The organism is Halarchaeum grantii, from assembly GCF_014647455.2.
In the GTDB taxonomy this organism is placed as follows: domain Archaea; phylum Halobacteriota; class Halobacteria; order Halobacteriales; family Halobacteriaceae; genus Halarchaeum; species Halarchaeum grantii.
In genome coordinates this window covers 128,939-145,172 of record NZ_BMPF01000005.1, presented here as the reverse complement: position 1 = coordinate 145,172, position 16,234 = coordinate 128,939, and the positions used below count along the sequence as shown (strand labels likewise).

General features: G+C 70.5%; 15 protein-coding genes. 9 read left to right on the top strand and 6 right to left on the bottom strand.

Annotated features, from left to right (window positions below):
* The first annotated feature begins 1 nt into the window (after nucleotide 1).
* The 4 genes from IEY12_RS13985 (at nucleotide 2) to IEY12_RS13970 (ending at nucleotide 5,389) form a co-directional block, all read left to right on the top strand.
* Nucleotides 2–2,446 (top strand): heavy metal translocating P-type ATPase, encoded by a 2,445-nt coding sequence (locus tag IEY12_RS13985; protein WP_188884276.1) that lies wholly within the window; start codon nucleotides 2–4, stop codon nucleotides 2,444–2,446.
* A gap of 79 nt (nucleotides 2,447–2,525) precedes the next feature.
* Nucleotides 2,526–2,816: an Htur_1727 family rSAM-partnered candidate RiPP gene (locus IEY12_RS13980; RefSeq protein ID WP_229871368.1), complete on the top strand. Its 291-nt coding sequence runs from the start codon at nucleotides 2,526–2,528 to the stop codon at nucleotides 2,814–2,816.
* Nucleotides 2,813–4,018: a TIGR04347 family pseudo-SAM/SPASM protein gene (locus tag IEY12_RS13975; protein WP_188884274.1), complete on the top strand. Its 1,206-nt coding sequence runs from the start codon at nucleotides 2,813–2,815 to the stop codon at nucleotides 4,016–4,018. The genes IEY12_RS13980 and IEY12_RS13975 overlap by 4 nt, the downstream gene beginning before the upstream one ends.
* Before the next feature lie 393 nt (nucleotides 4,019–4,411).
* Nucleotides 4,412–5,389, top strand: a complete 978-nt coding sequence (locus IEY12_RS13970) for an alpha/beta hydrolase (RefSeq protein WP_188884273.1) — start codon at nucleotides 4,412–4,414, stop codon at nucleotides 5,387–5,389.
* Nucleotides 5,390–5,406: 17 nt separating this feature from the next.
* Here the strand turns inward: IEY12_RS13970 and IEY12_RS13965 are convergent, their stop codons facing one another.
* The 3 genes from IEY12_RS13965 to IEY12_RS13955 are packed head-to-tail and all read right to left on the bottom strand — an operon-like array spanning nucleotide 5,407 to nucleotide 6,978.
* Nucleotides 5,407–6,120, bottom strand: a complete 714-nt coding sequence (locus IEY12_RS13965; protein ID WP_188884306.1) for a DUF2270 domain-containing protein — start codon at nucleotides 6,118–6,120, stop codon at nucleotides 5,407–5,409.
* Nucleotides 6,121–6,137: 17 nt separating this feature from the next.
* On the bottom strand, nucleotides 6,138–6,734 hold the full coding sequence (locus IEY12_RS13960; RefSeq protein WP_188884272.1) for a DsrE/DsrF/DrsH-like family protein: 597 nt from the start codon (nucleotides 6,732–6,734) through the stop codon (nucleotides 6,138–6,140).
* A 1-nt stretch (nucleotide 6,735) separates the two neighbouring features.
* Entirely contained in the window at nucleotides 6,736–6,978 is a 243-nt protein-coding gene (locus IEY12_RS13955; RefSeq protein ID WP_188884271.1) for a sulfurtransferase TusA family protein, read from the bottom strand.
* A gap of 205 nt (nucleotides 6,979–7,183) precedes the next feature.
* On the opposite strand from IEY12_RS13955, the gene IEY12_RS13950 reads away from it, so the two are divergent.
* From IEY12_RS13950 to IEY12_RS13940, 3 genes are read left to right on the top strand one after another with little or no spacing between them, the layout of a single operon-like run.
* Complete coding sequence (locus IEY12_RS13950; protein WP_188884270.1) at nucleotides 7,184–8,365, top strand: MBL fold metallo-hydrolase; 1,182 nt, start codon at nucleotides 7,184–7,186, stop codon at nucleotides 8,363–8,365.
* 2 nt (nucleotides 8,366–8,367) lie between these two features.
* Nucleotides 8,368–8,874: a YeeE/YedE family protein gene (locus IEY12_RS13945; RefSeq protein ID WP_188884269.1), complete on the top strand. Its 507-nt coding sequence runs from the start codon at nucleotides 8,368–8,370 to the stop codon at nucleotides 8,872–8,874.
* On the top strand, nucleotides 8,871–9,305 hold the full coding sequence (locus IEY12_RS13940) for a DUF6691 family protein (protein WP_188884268.1): 435 nt from the start codon (nucleotides 8,871–8,873) through the stop codon (nucleotides 9,303–9,305). The genes IEY12_RS13945 and IEY12_RS13940 overlap by 4 nt, the downstream gene beginning before the upstream one ends.
* A gap of 180 nt (nucleotides 9,306–9,485) precedes the next feature.
* Here the strand turns inward: IEY12_RS13940 and IEY12_RS13935 are convergent, their stop codons facing one another.
* From IEY12_RS13935 to fba, 3 genes are read right to left on the bottom strand one after another with little or no spacing between them, the layout of a single operon-like run.
* Entirely contained in the window at nucleotides 9,486–10,514 is a 1,029-nt protein-coding gene (locus IEY12_RS13935) for a 2-hydroxyacid dehydrogenase (RefSeq protein WP_188884267.1), read from the bottom strand.
* A gap of 4 nt (nucleotides 10,515–10,518) precedes the next feature.
* Nucleotides 10,519–12,018: an FGGY-family carbohydrate kinase gene (locus IEY12_RS13930; RefSeq protein ID WP_188884266.1), complete on the bottom strand. Its 1,500-nt coding sequence runs from the start codon at nucleotides 12,016–12,018 to the stop codon at nucleotides 10,519–10,521.
* Complete coding sequence (fba, locus tag IEY12_RS13925; protein ID WP_188884265.1) at nucleotides 12,015–13,019, bottom strand: class II fructose-bisphosphate aldolase; 1,005 nt, start codon at nucleotides 13,017–13,019, stop codon at nucleotides 12,015–12,017. Before fba ends, IEY12_RS13930 begins: the two co-directional genes overlap by 4 nt.
* A 377-nt stretch (nucleotides 13,020–13,396) precedes the next feature.
* On the opposite strand from fba, the gene glpR reads away from it, so the two are divergent.
* Complete coding sequence (glpR, locus tag IEY12_RS13920) at nucleotides 13,397–14,155, top strand: HTH-type transcriptional regulator GlpR (RefSeq protein WP_188884264.1); 759 nt, start codon at nucleotides 13,397–13,399, stop codon at nucleotides 14,153–14,155.
* Between the two features lie 878 nt (nucleotides 14,156–15,033).
* The gene (locus tag IEY12_RS13915) at nucleotides 15,034–16,233 is read left to right on the top strand and encodes an ABC transporter substrate-binding protein (protein WP_188884263.1); all 1,200 of its coding nucleotides are present in this window, start codon (nucleotides 15,034–15,036) and stop codon (nucleotides 16,231–16,233) included.
* Nucleotide 16,234: the final 1 nt, after the last annotated feature.

Here is a 16,234-nt window from a genome sequence, read left to right as displayed (position 1 = left end):
GATGTCCGACCAGACGCACTGCACCCTCTGCGACCTCCCGACGCCCGACCCCCCCGTCACGGACGACGGCGTCGACGGGGCGTTCTGCTGTCGGGGCTGTCTCGAGGTCGCGCGCACTCTCGACGACGCGGCCGTCGCGGACGCGGACCCCGAGGCCGTCCGCGAGGACCTGCGCGCGAACGCGACCGACGGCGCGGACGCGGCGGACGCGACCGACGTCCCCGAGACGGCGGAGACGGCGTACTTCGCCGTCGACGGCATGCACTGCGCGACCTGCGAGGCGTTCCTCGAGGGCCGCGCCGCCGACACCGAGGGCGTCCACGACGCCGCCGCGAGCTACGCGAACGACGCGCTGAAGGTCACCTACGACCCCGAGGCGGGCGAGCGCGAGGAGATCGCGGACGCGCTCTCCGGCTACGGCTACCGGGTCGCCGACGCCGACGAGGAGGCCGAGCGCGAGGAGACGCTCACGACGGGGATGCGTCTGCTCGCCGGGGGCTTCTTCGGCATGATGGTGATGCTCTGGTACGTCCTCTTCCTCTACCCCATCTACCTCGGCGCGGGCCCTATCGTCTCGTTCTTCGACCCGCGCGGCGTCGGCGGCCAGTACCTCTTCTGGAACGTCGCCGTCCTCTCGGGGGCGGCGACGGCGCTCGCGGGCTACCCGGTCTTCCGGGGCGCGCTCGTCAGCCTGCGCGCGCGCCGCCCGAACATGGACCTCCTCGTCGCGCTCGCCGCGAGCGCCGCGTTCGTCTACAGCCTCGCCGTCCTCCTCACCGGCGGCGTCGACGTCTACTTCGACATCCCGGTCGTCATCGTCCTCGCCGTCACCGCTGGCGAGCACTGGGAGTCGAAGGCGAAGGCGCGCGCGAGCGCCGGGCTCGCCGAGCGCACCGCCGACGGCGTCGAGACCGCGCGTGTCGCGACCGACGACGGCATCGCGGAGCGCCCCCTCGAGCGCGTCGACGCGGGCGACTCAGTCGTCGTCGCGACCGGCGAGCGCGTCCCCCTCGACGGCACCGTCACCGACGGCGACGGCGCGGTCGACGAATCGCTCCTCACGGGCGAATCCACGCCCCGAGAGGTCGAACCCGGCGACGACGTCGTCGGCGGGAGCGTCCTCGTGTCCGGGGGCGTGACCGTCGTAGTCACGGACACCGAGAGCACGCTCGACCGCGTCGTCGCCACCCTCTGGGAGGCCCAGAGCACGCACGGCGGCGTCCAGCAGCTCGCCGACCGCCTCGCGAGCGTCTTCGTCCCGGCCGTGCTCGTGCTCGCGGCGTGCGCGTTCGTCGCGCACCTCGCGCTCGGCTCGTCGGCCGAAGCGGCGCTCCTCACCGCGCTCACCGTCCTCGTCGTCTCGTGTCCGTGCGCGCTCGGCCTCGCGACGCCGCTCGCCGTCTCGAACGCGGTCCGGAGCGCGCTCGCGCACGGCTCCATCGTCACCGACGCGTCCGTCTTCGAGCGCGGCGCGGACGTCGACGTCGTCGCGTTCGACAAGACGGGCACGCTCACCACCGGGGAGATGCGCGTCCACGACGTCGCGGGCGACGAGACCGTCCTCGGGGTCGCGGCCGCGCTCGAACAGTACGCCGACCACCCGGTCGCGCACGCCGTCTGCGCGCACGCCGACGACGCGGTCGAGCACACCGTCAGCGACGTCGAGCGCCACAGCACGGGCGTCTCCGGGACCGTCGACGGCGAGCGCGTGCTCGTCGGGCGGCCCGCGCTCTTCGAGAAAGAAGGGTGGTCGGTCCCCGACGCGCTCGCCGAGCGGGTTGCGGGGGCCGACGAACGCGGCCTCGTCCCGGCCGTCGTCGGGACCCGGGGGACCGCGCGCGCCGTCGTCCTCGCGGGTGACGACCCCCTGCCCGAGTGGGAGGCGGTGGTGGCCGACCTCGCGGTCGCGCACCGCGTCGTCGTCCTCACGGGCGACGAGGGCGCGGCCGCCGAGCGCTTCCGCGAGCATCCGGGCGTCGCCGACGTCTTCGCCGGCGTCCCGCCCGAGGGGAAGACCGCGGTCGTCGACCGCCTCCGCACGGAGGGGACGGTCGCGATGGTGGGCGACGGGTCGAACGACGCGCCCGCGCTCGCCGCCGCCGACGTGGGGGTCGCGCTCGGCGACGCCACCGCGCTCGCCGTCGACGCCGCCGACGCCGTCGTCACCACCGACGACCTGCGCGCGCTCCCCGCGCTCCTCGGTGTCGCGCGCGCGACCCGGCGTCGCGTCCGCGAGAACCTCGCGTGGGCGCTCTGCTACAACGCCGTCGCCGTCCCGCTCGCGCTCGTCGGCCTCCTCAACCCGCTCGTCGCCGCCGTCGCGATGGGCGCGTCCAGTCTCCTCGTCGTCGCGAACAGCACGCGTACACTCGCGAGTAACTCGCACGCACGTCGTGACTTCCTCGGTCGGATGCGGGCGCTACTGGCGCGCGTCCGACCCACCTGACCGCGGCGCCCCTCGGGAGCGTTCCCAGCGCGCGGGAACTGACGACGACGGTATGCCGACGCCGCGAGACACGTCGGGTATGGACGAGACCGACCGCCGGCGGATAGACGCACGGTCACGGAGTGCGACGAGCGGCGAGTGGGAGGTGTTCGTTCGGGAGACCACCGAGGCGGCGCTCCGGCACGTCGGGAGCGTCACCGCACCGAACGCGGACGTCGCCCACGAGCAGGCGACGCGGCTCTTCGGGGCGGAACTCGCGGACGTCTGGGTCGCGCCCGCGACGGCCGTCACTCGCTTCGTCGCCGACGGCGTCGAGACCGAGGCAGGCACCGAGGACGGCGCGCCCGCCGCGGGGGTGGAGGAGTCGTGATCTCCGTCAGCAAACTCCTCTGTGACCTCGACGCGGAGGGCGACGGCCTCCGCTACGACGACGCCGCGGACTCGGGGAAACCCCAGATCGTCGAGGACCGAACGACGAAGCCCGTGGTCGTGTGGAACCTCACGAAGCAGTGCAACCTCTACTGCGAGCACTGCTACGCCGCCGCCGACACCGAGACCGCTGACGGCGAACTCACCACCGAGGAGGGCAAGCGCCTGCTCGACGACCTCGCGGCGTACGGCGCGCCGGTCGTCCTCTTCTCCGGCGGGGAGCCCTGCGTTCGGGACGACCTCGAAGAACTCGTCGCGTACGCGTCCGACCGGGGGATTCGGCCGGTGCTCTCGACGAACGGCACGCTCCTCACCCCGGACCGCGTCGCCGACCTGAGGGATGCCGGCCTCGCGTACGCGGGCGTCTCCGTTGACGGCCTCCACGAGCGCAACGACGACTTCCGCGGGCAGGAGGGCGCGTTCGACGCCGCGATTCGCGGCATCGAGGCGTGTCTCGACGCGGGCATCAAGACGGGGTTGCGCTACACCATCACCCAGCACAACGCCCCCGACATGACGGACGTCGTCGAGTTGCTCTACGAGAAGGGCGTGAATCGCTTCTGCTTCTACCACCTCGACTACGGCGGGCGCGGCGCGGACATCAGCGACGCCGACCTCTCGCGCGAGGCGACGCGCGAGGCCGTCGAGGAGCTCTGCGACCTCACGCGCGAGTACCACGCGCGCGGCGAGGAGGTGGAGACGCTGCTCGTCGGGAACTACGCGGACGCGGCGTTCCTCGTGGAGTACGCGCGCCGCGAGTACGGCGAGGCGAAGGCGCGCGCGGTCCACGACTACCTTCGGCGCAACGGCGGCGACCCGACTGGCGAGCGCGTCGCCGACGTCGACTATCAGGGGAACGTCCACCTCACGCAGTTCTGGCAGGGCTACTCGCTGGGCAACGTCCGGGACCGGCCGTTCTCGGCCATCTGGGAGGACGAGTCGAACCCCCTGCTCTCGGGGCTCCGCGAGCGCGAGGAGCACCTCTCCGGGAAGTGCGCGGACTGCCGCTACCGCGACGTCTGCCGTGGGGCGTCCCGACTCCGCGCGACCGCCGCGCACGACGACCCGTTCGCGCCCGACCCGAAGTGCTACCTCACCGACGCCGAACGCGACGCGCCGACGACGCCCAGTACGGGCGACTGACGCTCCCGTTGCCTCCCTTTCGGCCGACGCGCTTCGCGGCCGCGAGTGGCCCCACAATAAGGGCCCTCAATATCGGGGCTGGACAGCCATGCTCGTACGGCACGCACGCCTACGCGGGGAGGCGCGCCCGGCCCGCTTCAGTTCTGGTCACCCCCACCCAACCGGGCCGCCGCCGTCTCCCCCGTCCGACGACGCCGCCCTCGCTCGGGGGCATATCGAGCACGGCCGTGCGCCCGAGCGAGGTCCACGGTCCTTCGACAAACATAGCTATACAGTATAGCTATACGGTATAACTCCGTCTCGTGTCGCGAGCCGTCGCGGCCGCTCCGACACGTCGGCCCATCCGATTCCGGGAGGCGCAGGTCTATACGGCACGCTCGCGATGCGCACACCATGCCGGAGTCAGTCACGGTCCACGAGGGAGTGACGTACGCCGAGCGCGAGAGCGGCGAGTTGGCGCTCGACCTCTACCGTCCAGAGGTCGAGGACCCGCCGCTCGTCGTCTACGTCCACGGCGGCGGCTGGGTGGCGGAGACGCGCGCAAATATTCCTGATCCGGAACGCTACGCCGCCGAGTGGGGGTGTGCGATCGCGAGCGTGAGCTATCGCCTCCAAGAGGTCCCGGACGGGGCCGACGTCGAGGTGGACCCGTCGAACCCGACGCCGCGCGGCGCGTTCCCCGACCACTTCGTGGACGTGAAGGCCGCCATCCGCTGGCTGCGCGCGCACGCCGACGACTACGGCTACGACGCGACGGACGTCGCCGTCTGGGGCTCCTCGGCCGGCGGCCACCTCGCGCTGCTCGCGGGCGTCGTCGACGACGTCACCGACCTCGGGGACGCCTTCGCGGACGAGCTGACGAAGACCGTCGCGCCCGACGCCTCCGGGGCGGTGCAGGCCGTCGTCAGCTGGTACGGCGTGAGCGACTTCACCGCCGTCGACGACGAGGGCGGCCCCGTCTCGCTCCTCTTTGGCGGGACGCGCGAGGAGCGCCCCGAGCGCTACGCGCAGGCGAGTCCCGTCACGCACGTCACTCCGGAGAGCCCGCCGACGCTATTGATGCACGGCCGCGAGGACGAGATGGTGGCCGTCGAGCAGAGCCGGCGGTTCTACGACGCGCTCGACGACGCGGGCGTGAACGCGCTTCGCTACGAACTCCACGACCTGAACCACGTCTGGGTCGAGGACCTCGCGGACATCGAGTCCGAGCGCGTCGCGATGGACCTGCTCGCCGCGGAACCGACGCACGCCCAATCGGTCTACGAGGCCACGCACGTCCCCGAGGGCGGCACGCCGACCCCGCTCCTCGCGGACCTCCCGCCCGCCGGACCGGACGCCATCCGGCGCTTCCTCGAACGCACCGTCGGGTGAGTCGGCTCCCGGTGCGCTCACTCCTCCTTTCGGAGGCGCTCCTCGAGGAGCTCGCCGCGCGCGTGCCACGTCCGCGGCCGGAACGCGACGGCGAGCGCGCCGAGGACGAACGTCGCGACGACCGCGACGACGAGTGTGCCCGGAATCACGCCGACGGCGGCGGTATCGAGCGCGGACTCCGGGGAGAAGGCGGTGATGCGGACGAGCCACGCGACGAGGAGGACCGTGAAGAGCGGGAGGTAGATGCGGCGCAGTCGGTGCGCGATGGCCTCTTCGGCGGTGATCTTGATGGTGGGCGTGCGGTAGTCGGCGCCGAGTCGCTCGCGCCACTCGGGGTTCGCGACCTCCGTCTCGGGGTCGAGTCCGACCGCCCAGACGTTCTCTTGGAGGGTTCGGACGCGCGAGCGCCAGATGTCGTACCCACGGTAGCGTCGTGCTTCGACGGTGAGGAAGACGCCGAGCGTCGCGATGCCGATGAGGACGATGTAGTGGGGGTTGTCGGGACTGGAGAACGCCCACGTGAGGACGGCGGCCATGACGATGACCGCCCAGTTCGTGGTCTCGTCGAGGCGTTCGCGCCAGTACTTCATCCGGTGGATTTCGCCCCGGTAGAGGTGCGCCATCGCCCCGCTCGGTCCCATCTCCTCGTCGAGGAGGCCCTTCCCGACGTCGCGATTCGCGGCGTCGGTTGCGTCCCCCGCCCGGGCGTCGTCTCCTGACTCCTCGGTCATCGTCGAATCGGGGTCGCTCACACGAGGAGCTGGACGTCCGCGTCGGCCATGTCACGAATCGCGGTGGCGGCGCCGACGCCGGTCGTCACGCCGTCGTAGAAGTCGTCCTCGTCGTAGCCCATGAGGTCGATGGTCATCTGGCAGGCTTGGAACTCGACGCCCATGTCGAGCGACGTCTCGATGAGTTCCTCGACCGTGGCGGTGTCGTTGTCCGCGATGCGCTTCTCCATCAGCGTCGTCGTGACGCGGTCCATCCCGGGGAGCGCGCCGACGGCGTTCGGCACGGGCATGTTGGGGTTGCCGACCGAACTCAACTTGAGGTCCTTCGAGCGCTCCTCGTGGAGGACGTCGAGCCCCCAGAACGTGTGGAAGACGGTGACGTCGTAGCCGAAGGCGGCGGCCGTGCTCGCGAGGATGAGCGGGGGGTACGCCATGTCGAGCGTGCCCTTCGTCGCGACGATGGCCATCTTCGGCTGGCGCTCCGTCGTCTCCGCTTCGACGGCGGCGAGTCGGTCTTCGAGTTCCGCGACGCGCTCCGCGAGTTCCGCGCGCGAGAGGGCGTCCGCCTCGCTCGGCGTCGCCTCCGCGTCCGTGGTGTCGGTGTTCGCGCTCATCTCACTCGCTCTTGCGGACGTAGTGCTTGTACACGCCGTCGTCCTCCGTCTGATCGAGGAGGGTGACGTCGGCGGTCGCCTCGGCCCAGCCGCCAAGGTCGCTCATGCTCCCGGGGTCGGTCGCGAGCACTTCGAGCACGTCGCCCCGAGCGAGCCCGTCGACGTGCTGTTTCGTCTTGACCACCGGCATCGGGCAGTTCTCTCCTCGTACGTCGAGCGTCTCAGTGATGTCGTAGTCCATCATGGTATTGACTTCACCGAACAATACCGTGGTCGAACGCAAAAGCCTATCGGTGGTCCCTCTCAATAAGAGCACTACTGTAGCCCCGTATGGGCTGGGAACCACACCTAAATCGCTCTAACGAGTTCCTTGACGGATATAGAATTGTGTACTGTTTCCACTTCTATACAAACTCTTATCCGCGACCGGTCGATAGATGAGGGTGAAGATGAGCGACGACACATCCGCGACGACGGCCGAGCGAGTCCCGACGGTCACCCCGGACGCGCTGAAGGCGCGCATCGACGCCGGCGAGGACGTCTTCGTCCTCGACGCGCGCTCACGGAGCGACTTCGAGGAGTGGCATCTCGACGGCGAGACGGTCGACGTCGTGAACTACCCGTATTTCGAGCTCCTCGACGGGCTCCCCGACGACCTCCGCGAGCGCCTCCCCGACGAGCGGCGCATCACCGTCCTCTGTGCGAAGGGCGGCTCGAGCGAGATGGTCGCCGCCGACCTCGACGCGGCCGGGTACGACGCCGAGCACCTCGACCGCGGCATGAAGGGATGGGCGCGGCTCTACGAGTCCGCGGAACTCGACGTCGGCCTCGACGCCACCGTCGTGCAGTACCGGCGCCCCTCTACGGGCTGTCTCGCGTACCTCGTCGTCTCCGACGGCGAAGCCGCCGTCGTCGACCCGCTGCGCGCGTTCATCGACACCTACGTCCGCGACGCCCGCGCGCTCGGCGCCGACCTCACCTACGCCGTCGACACGCACGTCCACGCCGACCACGTCTCCGGTATCCGCGCCCTCGCGGACGAGGTCGATGCGACGCCCGTCCTCCCCGCCACGGCCGACGCCCGCGGCGTCGACTACGACAGCGACTACGTGACGATCGCGGACGGCGAGAGCGTCGGCGTCGGCGCCGTCGACCTTGAGGCGATTCACACGCCCGGTCACACGACCGGGATGACGACCTACCGCGTCGGGACAGTCCTCTTCACCGGTGACGGCCTGTTCACCGAGAGCGTCGCGCGCCCCGACCTCGAGGACCCCGAGGCCGCGAGGGGCGCCGCACGCACCCTTCATGAGAGCCTTCAGGGCCTCCTCGCTCGCTTCGACGACGGTGCCCTCGTCGCGCCCGCCCACTTCAGCAACGCCGCGACGCCGAACGCCGACGGCAGCTACACGGCCGACCTCGGCGCGCTCGTCGAAACGATGAACGCGCTCGCGATGGACGCCGACGGGTTCGTCGACTACGTCGTGAACGACATGCCGCCGCGGCCGGCGAACCACGAGGAAATCATCGCGACGAACCTCGGCCAGCGAGCGCCCGACGACGAGACGGCCTTCGAGCTCGAACTCGGCCCGAACAACTGCGCGGCGAGCGAAGACGCCATGACGAACTGATCATGAGCGCGTTCACACCGCTCCTCGCGCTCGGGCTCGACTCGCTCTTCCCGAGGGGAATCCTCCCGTATCTCGCGGGCGGCGCGCTGGTCGGCCTCGGTGCCGCCGTCATCTACCTCTCGACGGGCATCATCGCCGGCGCGAGCACGTTCCTCGAGTCCACGCTCTCCTACGTCTCGGGTGTCGAGCGCTTCAACCGCCACGAGTACGTGCAGTCGCGCGACTGGCGCGTCGTCTTCACGCTCGGTATCGTCGCCGGTGCGGCCGTCTGGGGGTTCGTCCTCGCACCCGATCCCGGCGCGTGGACGACGGGCGTCCAGTGGTGGCGCCTGCTCGGCGGCGGCCTCCTAGTGGGAGTTGGCACGCGCCTCGGGAAGGGCTGTACGAGCGGGCACGGCGTCTGCGGCGTCGGGTCGCTCTCCGGGACGTCGCTCGCGAACGTCGCGACGTTCATGGCGTTCGCCATCGGCACCGCACAACTCGTCGCCGCGCTCGGGGTGAGTCCATGAGCGAGCGCGAGAGCGCGCTGTTCGCGCCCGTCGTGTTCGCTGGTGGGCTCGTCTTCGGACTCGGGCTCGCCGTCAGCGGGATGGCGAAACCCGAAGTCGTCCTCGACTTCCTCCAGTTCGAGGACCTCGGTCTCCTCTTCGTCATGGGCGGCGCCGCCGTCGTGACGGGACTCGCGTTCTTCGTCGGGACGACCTTCCTCGAGCGCGCGCCGCTCACCGGCCGCGCGTACACGCGGCGCGTCAAGGCCATGGACCGCAACGTCGTCCTCGGCGGCGCGGTGTTCGGCGTCGGCTGGGGGATTTCGGGTATCTGCCCGGGCGCCGCCTACGCCAGCGTCGGCATCGGGAACCTGCCCGTCCTCTGGGCGGTCGCGGGCATGTTCCTCGGCGCGTACGCGCAGGGCTACGCCCGCAGTCGCCTCGCCGGGTAGCTCCGCTCCGGCGCGCTCCTCGGTGGCGACCACCGCGGATACGGAACTGTACCTGTAGAACACCACCCCCCGCGAACCGAGCGTTCCGCGTCGGCGGACGCGTCGGCACGGACCACGACGTCGGCCTGCCCGTGATACGCTCTCCGCCGCCGTCGGCCGTGACGCCACGATGGCGCGTCCCTACTCGACGGTGTGTTCGGGCGTCTCGCCGTCGAGGTACGCCTCGAGCTGCGAGGCGATGATGCGCGGGCCGCCGAGGACGGCGTCGCGCGTCGAGCCGGCGACGTGCGGCGTCAGGACCACCCCATCGAGATCGAGGAGCGGGTGGCCGTCCGGAATCGGCTCCTCCTCGAAGACGTCGAGTGCGGCGCCCGCGATGTCGCCCTCGGTGACGGCGTCGACGAGCGCGTCCGTCTCGACGAGGCCGCCGCGCGCAGTGTTGACGAGGAAGCCCGCGTCGTTCATCGCCTCGAACTCCTCGCGGCCGAGCATCCCCTCGGTCTCCTCGGAGAGCCGGACGTGGAGCGTGACGGCGTCCGACTCGCCGAGCAGCCGGTCGAGGGACGCGGGCTCCGCGCCGCGCTCGCGGATTTCCGCGTCGTCGACGTACGGGTCGTGGACGAGGAGGTCTGGGTCGAAGCCGGCGAGGCGGTCGGCGACGCCGCGGCCGATGTGTCCGAAGCCGACGATGCCGACCGTCGTCGTGCGGACGTCCGGCGGCAGTTCGTCGGGGTCGAAGACCTGGTTCCACTCCCCACCGGAGAGGTCGGCGTGGTTGAACGGGATCTCGCGGAAACGCGAGAGGAGCATCGACACCGCGTAGTCCGCGACGGCGTCGCGGTTCCGCCCGGGCGCGTGGAGGACAGTCACGCCGTTCTCGCGGCAGGCCTCGACGTCGACGTTCTCGGTGCCGCCGCGCGCCGCCGCGACCACCGAGAGGTCCGCGCCCTCGACGAGCTCGCGCGACACCGGGGCCTTGTGGACGACGAGGCCGTCCACGCCGTCGAGGTTCGCCGCAATTGCGTCCGTGTCGTAGCTGCCCGGCCCGTCGGCCTCCATGTCCATCGTGACGTTCCGGAACTCGGTGGGCGAGGCGTCGCCCATCCAGTCCATCCGCTCGAACGTCACGCCGCGCGACTCGAGGCGGCCGAGGGCTTCGTGCATGTACTCGCTCGGCTGCTGCGGGTCACCACAGAGTAGTAACTCCATCACGCTATCGTGTTTCGCCTAGGGTCTTGAGTGTTTCCCACGGCTCGGCCATCGCGTCTGCGATCTGCGAGAACGCCTCGCCGAGCGTCCGATACTGGGACTCCGTCGCCGGGTCGGGATCGTAGCGGGCCGCCGTGCCGACCGCGCGCTCGACCGCCGCGTCGGCGTCCGGATAGACGTCGGCGGCGACGCCGCCGCAGAGCGCCGCACCGAGCGCCCCCGTCTCGCGCTCCGAGGGCACCTGTACCGGTCGCGTCGAGATGTCCGCGACCATCTGCGCCCACGTCGCGCTCCGCGCGCCCCCGCCGGTCAGCCGGATCGCGTCGAGGTCGGACGTGATCGCGTCGAGTCCGCGCGCCTGTGTCACCGCGATGCCCTCGTAGACGGCCCGGAGCATGTGCGCGTCCGTGTGTTCGAGGCGGAGGCCGTAGAACCCGCCCGTGCTGTTCGGCGCGTCCGTCGCCCCCTCGAGGTAGGGGTGGAAGACGAGGCCGTTCGCGCCCGGCGGGATGTCCTCGATGGCCTCCTCGTAGACGACGTACGGGGAGACGCCGCGCTCTGCGGCCTCGCGGCGCCAGTCGCTCCCGCAGTTCTCGACGAACCACTCGAGGCAGGCCGCGCCCGCGCGCACGCCCTCGTAGCGCAGCCACCCGTCGAGGTAGCGACGCGGCAGGCCGGCGTCCCCGTCGTCGGGGTCGTCGAGGACGGCGACGCTCTGGCCCCACGTCCCGAGGATGACGAGGCCGTCACCGGGATCGACGATGCCCGCGCCGAGCGTGCACGCGGCGACGTCGTGGAGCCCCGTGGCGACCGGCGTCCCCTCGGGGAGCCCGGTCCGCTCGCTCGCCCCGGCCGTCACCGTCCCGCAGGCGTCGGTGCTCGGGACGACGGACGGCAGCGCGTCGAACGCCGCCGCGACGTCGAGCGCCTCGAAGACGCGCTCGTCGTAGTCGCCGTCCGGCCCGTAGAAGACGCTCCCCTCGGAGGTGTCGGTGACGCGCTCGCCGGTGAGCCGGTGGGTGAGGACGTCCTTCGAGAACAGCACGGTGTCGAGGCGCTCGTAGGTCTCGGGGTCGTGCTCGCGGAGCCAGACGAGGAGGCTGAACGGGTCCGCGCCGAACGGCTTCCAGCCGAGGCGCTCGGTCGCCGCCTCGCGCTGTGCGTCCGAGAGCGCGTCGAGCGCGCGGCTGTCCGTGGACTTGATGCCGCAGACCGGCTCGCCGTCGGCGCCGAGGCCGTAGAGGCCGTGGCCGTGCCCGGCGACGCCGACGCCCGCGATGGCGTCCCGGCTGACCGCGTCGTCCGCGACGACCGCCGCCGTCGCCTCGCAGACGACGCCCCAGAGGCGGTCATGGTCCTGCTCGTCGCGCCCGCGCGCCGCCTCAGCCGTCGGCGTGTCCCGGGACGCGCTCGCGAGCGCCGCGCCCGACGGGTCGAACGCCGTCACCGTGACGTTCGTCAGCCCCGCGTCGATGCCGACGAGGACGGGCTCCGCCTCGCTCATCGCGTCTCGTGCAGGCTCTCGCCCGCGCTCCCGGTCAGCTCACAGAGGTCGGCCATCACCGACGCGATGCGGTCCCGAACCTCCTCGGAGACGACGTGCGGGTGGAACTGCGCCTTCTCGGGCGACCAGTCGCTGTCCGCGAAGAACCCGTCGCGGTCGTCGGGGACGCCCTCGGGCGGGCGGATCGCGTCCGCGTGCTCGTGGTAGAAGTCCGCTTGCGTGCGCGCGAACTCGTACTGGTAACGCGTGTTCTTGTTGAACTTGCAGACGCCGGCCTCGAGCAGCTCGCGGATGCGCTCGTCGGAGAGGCCGGAGGCGCCGTGGACGACGAGCCCGGTCTCGTGGCCGGCGTCCCGGAGCGCGGCGTCGATGTCGGCGGCGAGGTCGGGGCGGACGTCGAGGTCGCGCCCGGACGCGACGCCGTGCTGGGTGCCGATTGACACCGCGAGCAGGTCGACGCCCGTCCGCTCGACGAACTCGACGGCGTCGTCGGGGTCCGTGTAGAAGGCCTCGTCGTCCGGCGTCTCCGTGCCGCCCTCGACGCCAGCGATGCGGCCGAGTTCGGCCTCGACGAGCACGTCGTCGCCGACGCGCTCGACGGCGTCCGCGACCAGTTCGACGTTGCGCTCGAAGGCCTCGTCGGAGGCGTCGACCATCACGGAGTCCGGGACGCCCGAGTCGAGCGCGGCCTCGAGGAAGCCGACGCTCTCCGGGAGGTGGATGTGGTCGATGTTGCAGTAGACGTCGATGTCGTAGCGCGCGGCGAAGGCGTCGAGGCACGCGCCGAACACGCGCACGCCGGCGGCCGGGTCGCCGTCACCGAAGAACGCCGCCTCCTCCTCGCCGAGTTGGACGACGAGGTCCGAGCGCGCGCTCGCGCTTCCCCGAAGGAGGCCGACGAGCACCTCGAAGTGGGTGACGTTGCTCGCGAAGAACCCGTATCGCCCGTCCCTCGCGTGCGCGTAGCACTCGCGGAGCGCCGTGGCTGAGTCGTGGGACATACCGGATACTGGACGGCGGGGTAAATGACTCTTGTTCCTCGGGCGTCCGACACGTCGAGCGCGACGCCACGTGATTGTTTTCGGCCGTCCGTACCGGGAACGACGGCCGAGCGCCCACGCCTCGCCCGCCAGTCCGTCACCACCGAACCCGGTGCCCGAGTTCGGACGGCCGTGCGCGCGTCGGTTCTCCATCGACTGCGCTCGCCGATGGCCCGTCCCGACCGTTCGTTACGAGCATAGCGCTGTAAACCTCACCCCCTGATTATTTCTGCGTACCTTCCGTTAATATAGGGTTATTTGAGGAGGATGCACCGACCGACGGGTCGTGTCCCGCCACGGGAGCAAAGGTATATTCGCGCGGGAGTCGATGCGTACGTATGCTCCCCGAACGCCGGAAGCGGACCATCGTCGATCTGGTCAACGACCGGGACGGCTGTTCGGTCGCCGAGTTAGCCACCGAGATCGGCGTCTCGGAGACGACCATCCGGCGCGACCTCCGCGACCTCGAGGAGCGCAGTCTCCTCGAGCGGACGCACGGCGGCGCGACGCCCGTCATCAGTCACGGCCGCCCGTACGAGACGCGACGCGTGTACAACGTCGAGGAGAAGCGCGCCATCGCCGAGCGCGCCGTCGCGGAGGTGCGCGACACGCAGGTTGCGTTCTTCGACAGCGGGTCGACGCTCATCGAGGTGGCGAAGCAGGTGCCCGAGGACCTCTCGATGACGGCCGTCACGCGCATGCCCGCCATCGCGCACGAGCTGTCCGAACGCGGCCACGAGACGCACCTCACCGGCGGGACGTATCGGCCGGACGGCCACGACTGCGTCGGCCCGTGGACGGACGAGCGCGTCCGGCAGACGAACGCGGACGTCCTCTTCTTGGGGACGGACGGCGTCGACCGTGAGGGCCTGAGCGCCCGCGACATGCAGCAGTCGCAGGCCAAGCGCGCGCTCATCGAGAACGCGGCGCGCGTCGTCCTCGTCGCCGACCACTCGAAGTTCGCGGAGAGCCACGCGTTCCGCGTCGCCTCACACGACGCGATCGACCTGCTCGTCACCGACGCCGCCGTCCCCGAGGCGATTCGCGAGGCGCTCGTCGCCGCCGGCGTCGAAGTCGCCGCCGAGACGCACCGCTGAGGGCTGTGCCGTCGACCGTAACCACGGCGGCTCTCGACCCCCACGTCACGCGACATTCAATGTTCACCCTATACGACCCCTCTACTATATCAACTATCTCCTTTTTCGAGAGGACTTCGCGGAGTAACGCGCTCACGGACGGCGACTGGGCCGTATTGATCGCGATGTCGACGCGACGTGCGAGCGCTCTTTCCCGCCGCGCTGTCGACGCCGATAGCGCATCTATCTCTGCCGCAGACGACCGGAGCCGTCGACCTCACGACTATCGAACGCCTCGACCCCGTCCGCGTCGGCCCACGCCATCATTGTACCGCCGAGAGCCGCTATTCGTTCCCATAGCGGTGTCAAGCCACGCTAACGCGAGGCGGCTAGGCGCCGTATCGAACGTGGCCCCGCGTTCGAAGCGATTCGTCACCGCTCTCGAAACGTGGCCGTCACGTCGGCCGTCTCTATAATATAACGTATTTGGTAGCTACGATTAACAGACGGATTACGTATGTGTATATCGAGTTCACGCTCACCCCGTCTCCCCGCCGTCGCGTGGCGCGATGCCCGCCACTATTCCTTCGATGTTTCCCTCCGTGACGTCCATTTAGCCGAACCTGAAAAGATCGAGCTACGGCGGGCGAGAGTGTCCCGGAGACGGCTACCCGATGGACGACTCACCGTCCCCCTCGACGACCCGCGACCTTCGCGCCCACCTCGATGGGGGGCGTTCGACGCGGTCCGCGAGACGATGGACGCCGCCGTCGCGGCCATCACGGCACCCGACGCGGCGTGTCCGCACTGTGGGGTTCCGCGCGGGCCCCGGCCCGCCCTTACTTTTGGCCTGCCTAAATCCCGGAAGCGTTTTATATTTTTAGGCTAGCCTAATTCCTATGGCACGAGACGCCACCGGTCGCGACGCCCCGACGCGTCGGGACTACCTGACGTACGGCGGCGCAGTCCTCGGCGGGGGCCTCCTCGCCGGCTGTACTGGCACCGGAGCCGACGAAACGACGACACCGAGCGACTCCACGTCCACCGAGGCGACCGCCGACGCCTCGTACACGGTGTCGATGGCGCCGATGGGGGAGGTGACGTTCGAGGCCGTCCCGGAGACGATCTTCACGCGGCTCACCCACCTCGCGGGCATGGCGTTCGCGCTCGGACGCGGGAACGACGTGAACGCGCTGCACGCGCCCGACTACTACGACGCGCTCTGGAACCAGTTCACGCCGCGCCTCCCCGGCGTCGAACTCGACTGGACCGGCCGCTACTCCTCGTGGACCACCTCGAAGGAGAAACTCTACGAACTCGACAGCGACGTCCACCTCGCCGACCCCGCGAGCGTCGTCGCGCTCGACGACTGGACCGTTGAGGACATCGCGGAGATCAGCGAGAACGTCGGGCCGTGGTTCGGCAACACGTTCAGCGACAGCCACTCCGAGCCACCGGCGGCCTACGCCGACGCGTACGAGTACTACACGCTCTGGGAGCAGTTCGAGAAGGTCGCGCAGGTCTTCGAGGACGAGGCCAAGTACGACGCGCTCGCCGCGATTCACGACGACGTGCTCGACCGCATCGAGTCGGGCCTCCCGGCAGAGGCGGAGCGCCCGAGCATCGTCATGGGCGGGTTCAGCGACCCCGCCGCGCCCTACGTCTACAACGTCGACACGCCCGGCTTCCTCAGCGCGCACGTCCGCCCGTTCGAGCCGGTGGACGCGTTCGGCGACGACGTGACGTCCGGCTCGCGGGTGGACATGGAGTCGCTCGCGGAGGCGAACCCCGACGTCATCCTCGTCTTCGGCGGCCTCCACCCGAGCTACGACATGGCGGCGATCCGGTCGTCGCTCGAAGACGACCCCGTCGGCGCGACGATTCCCGCCGTCGAGAACGGCAATATCTACCCGCAGGGCGGCCGCTACCAGGGCCCCGTCCTCAACCTCTTCCAGCTGGAGATGACGGCCAAACAGCTCTACCCCGACGTCTTCGGCGAGTGGCCCACGTACACTGAGGGGCCGTATCCCGAGATTCCCGAGAGCGAGCAGTTCTTCGACCGCCAGCGCGTCGCGGACGTCATCAACGGGGAGCGCTGAC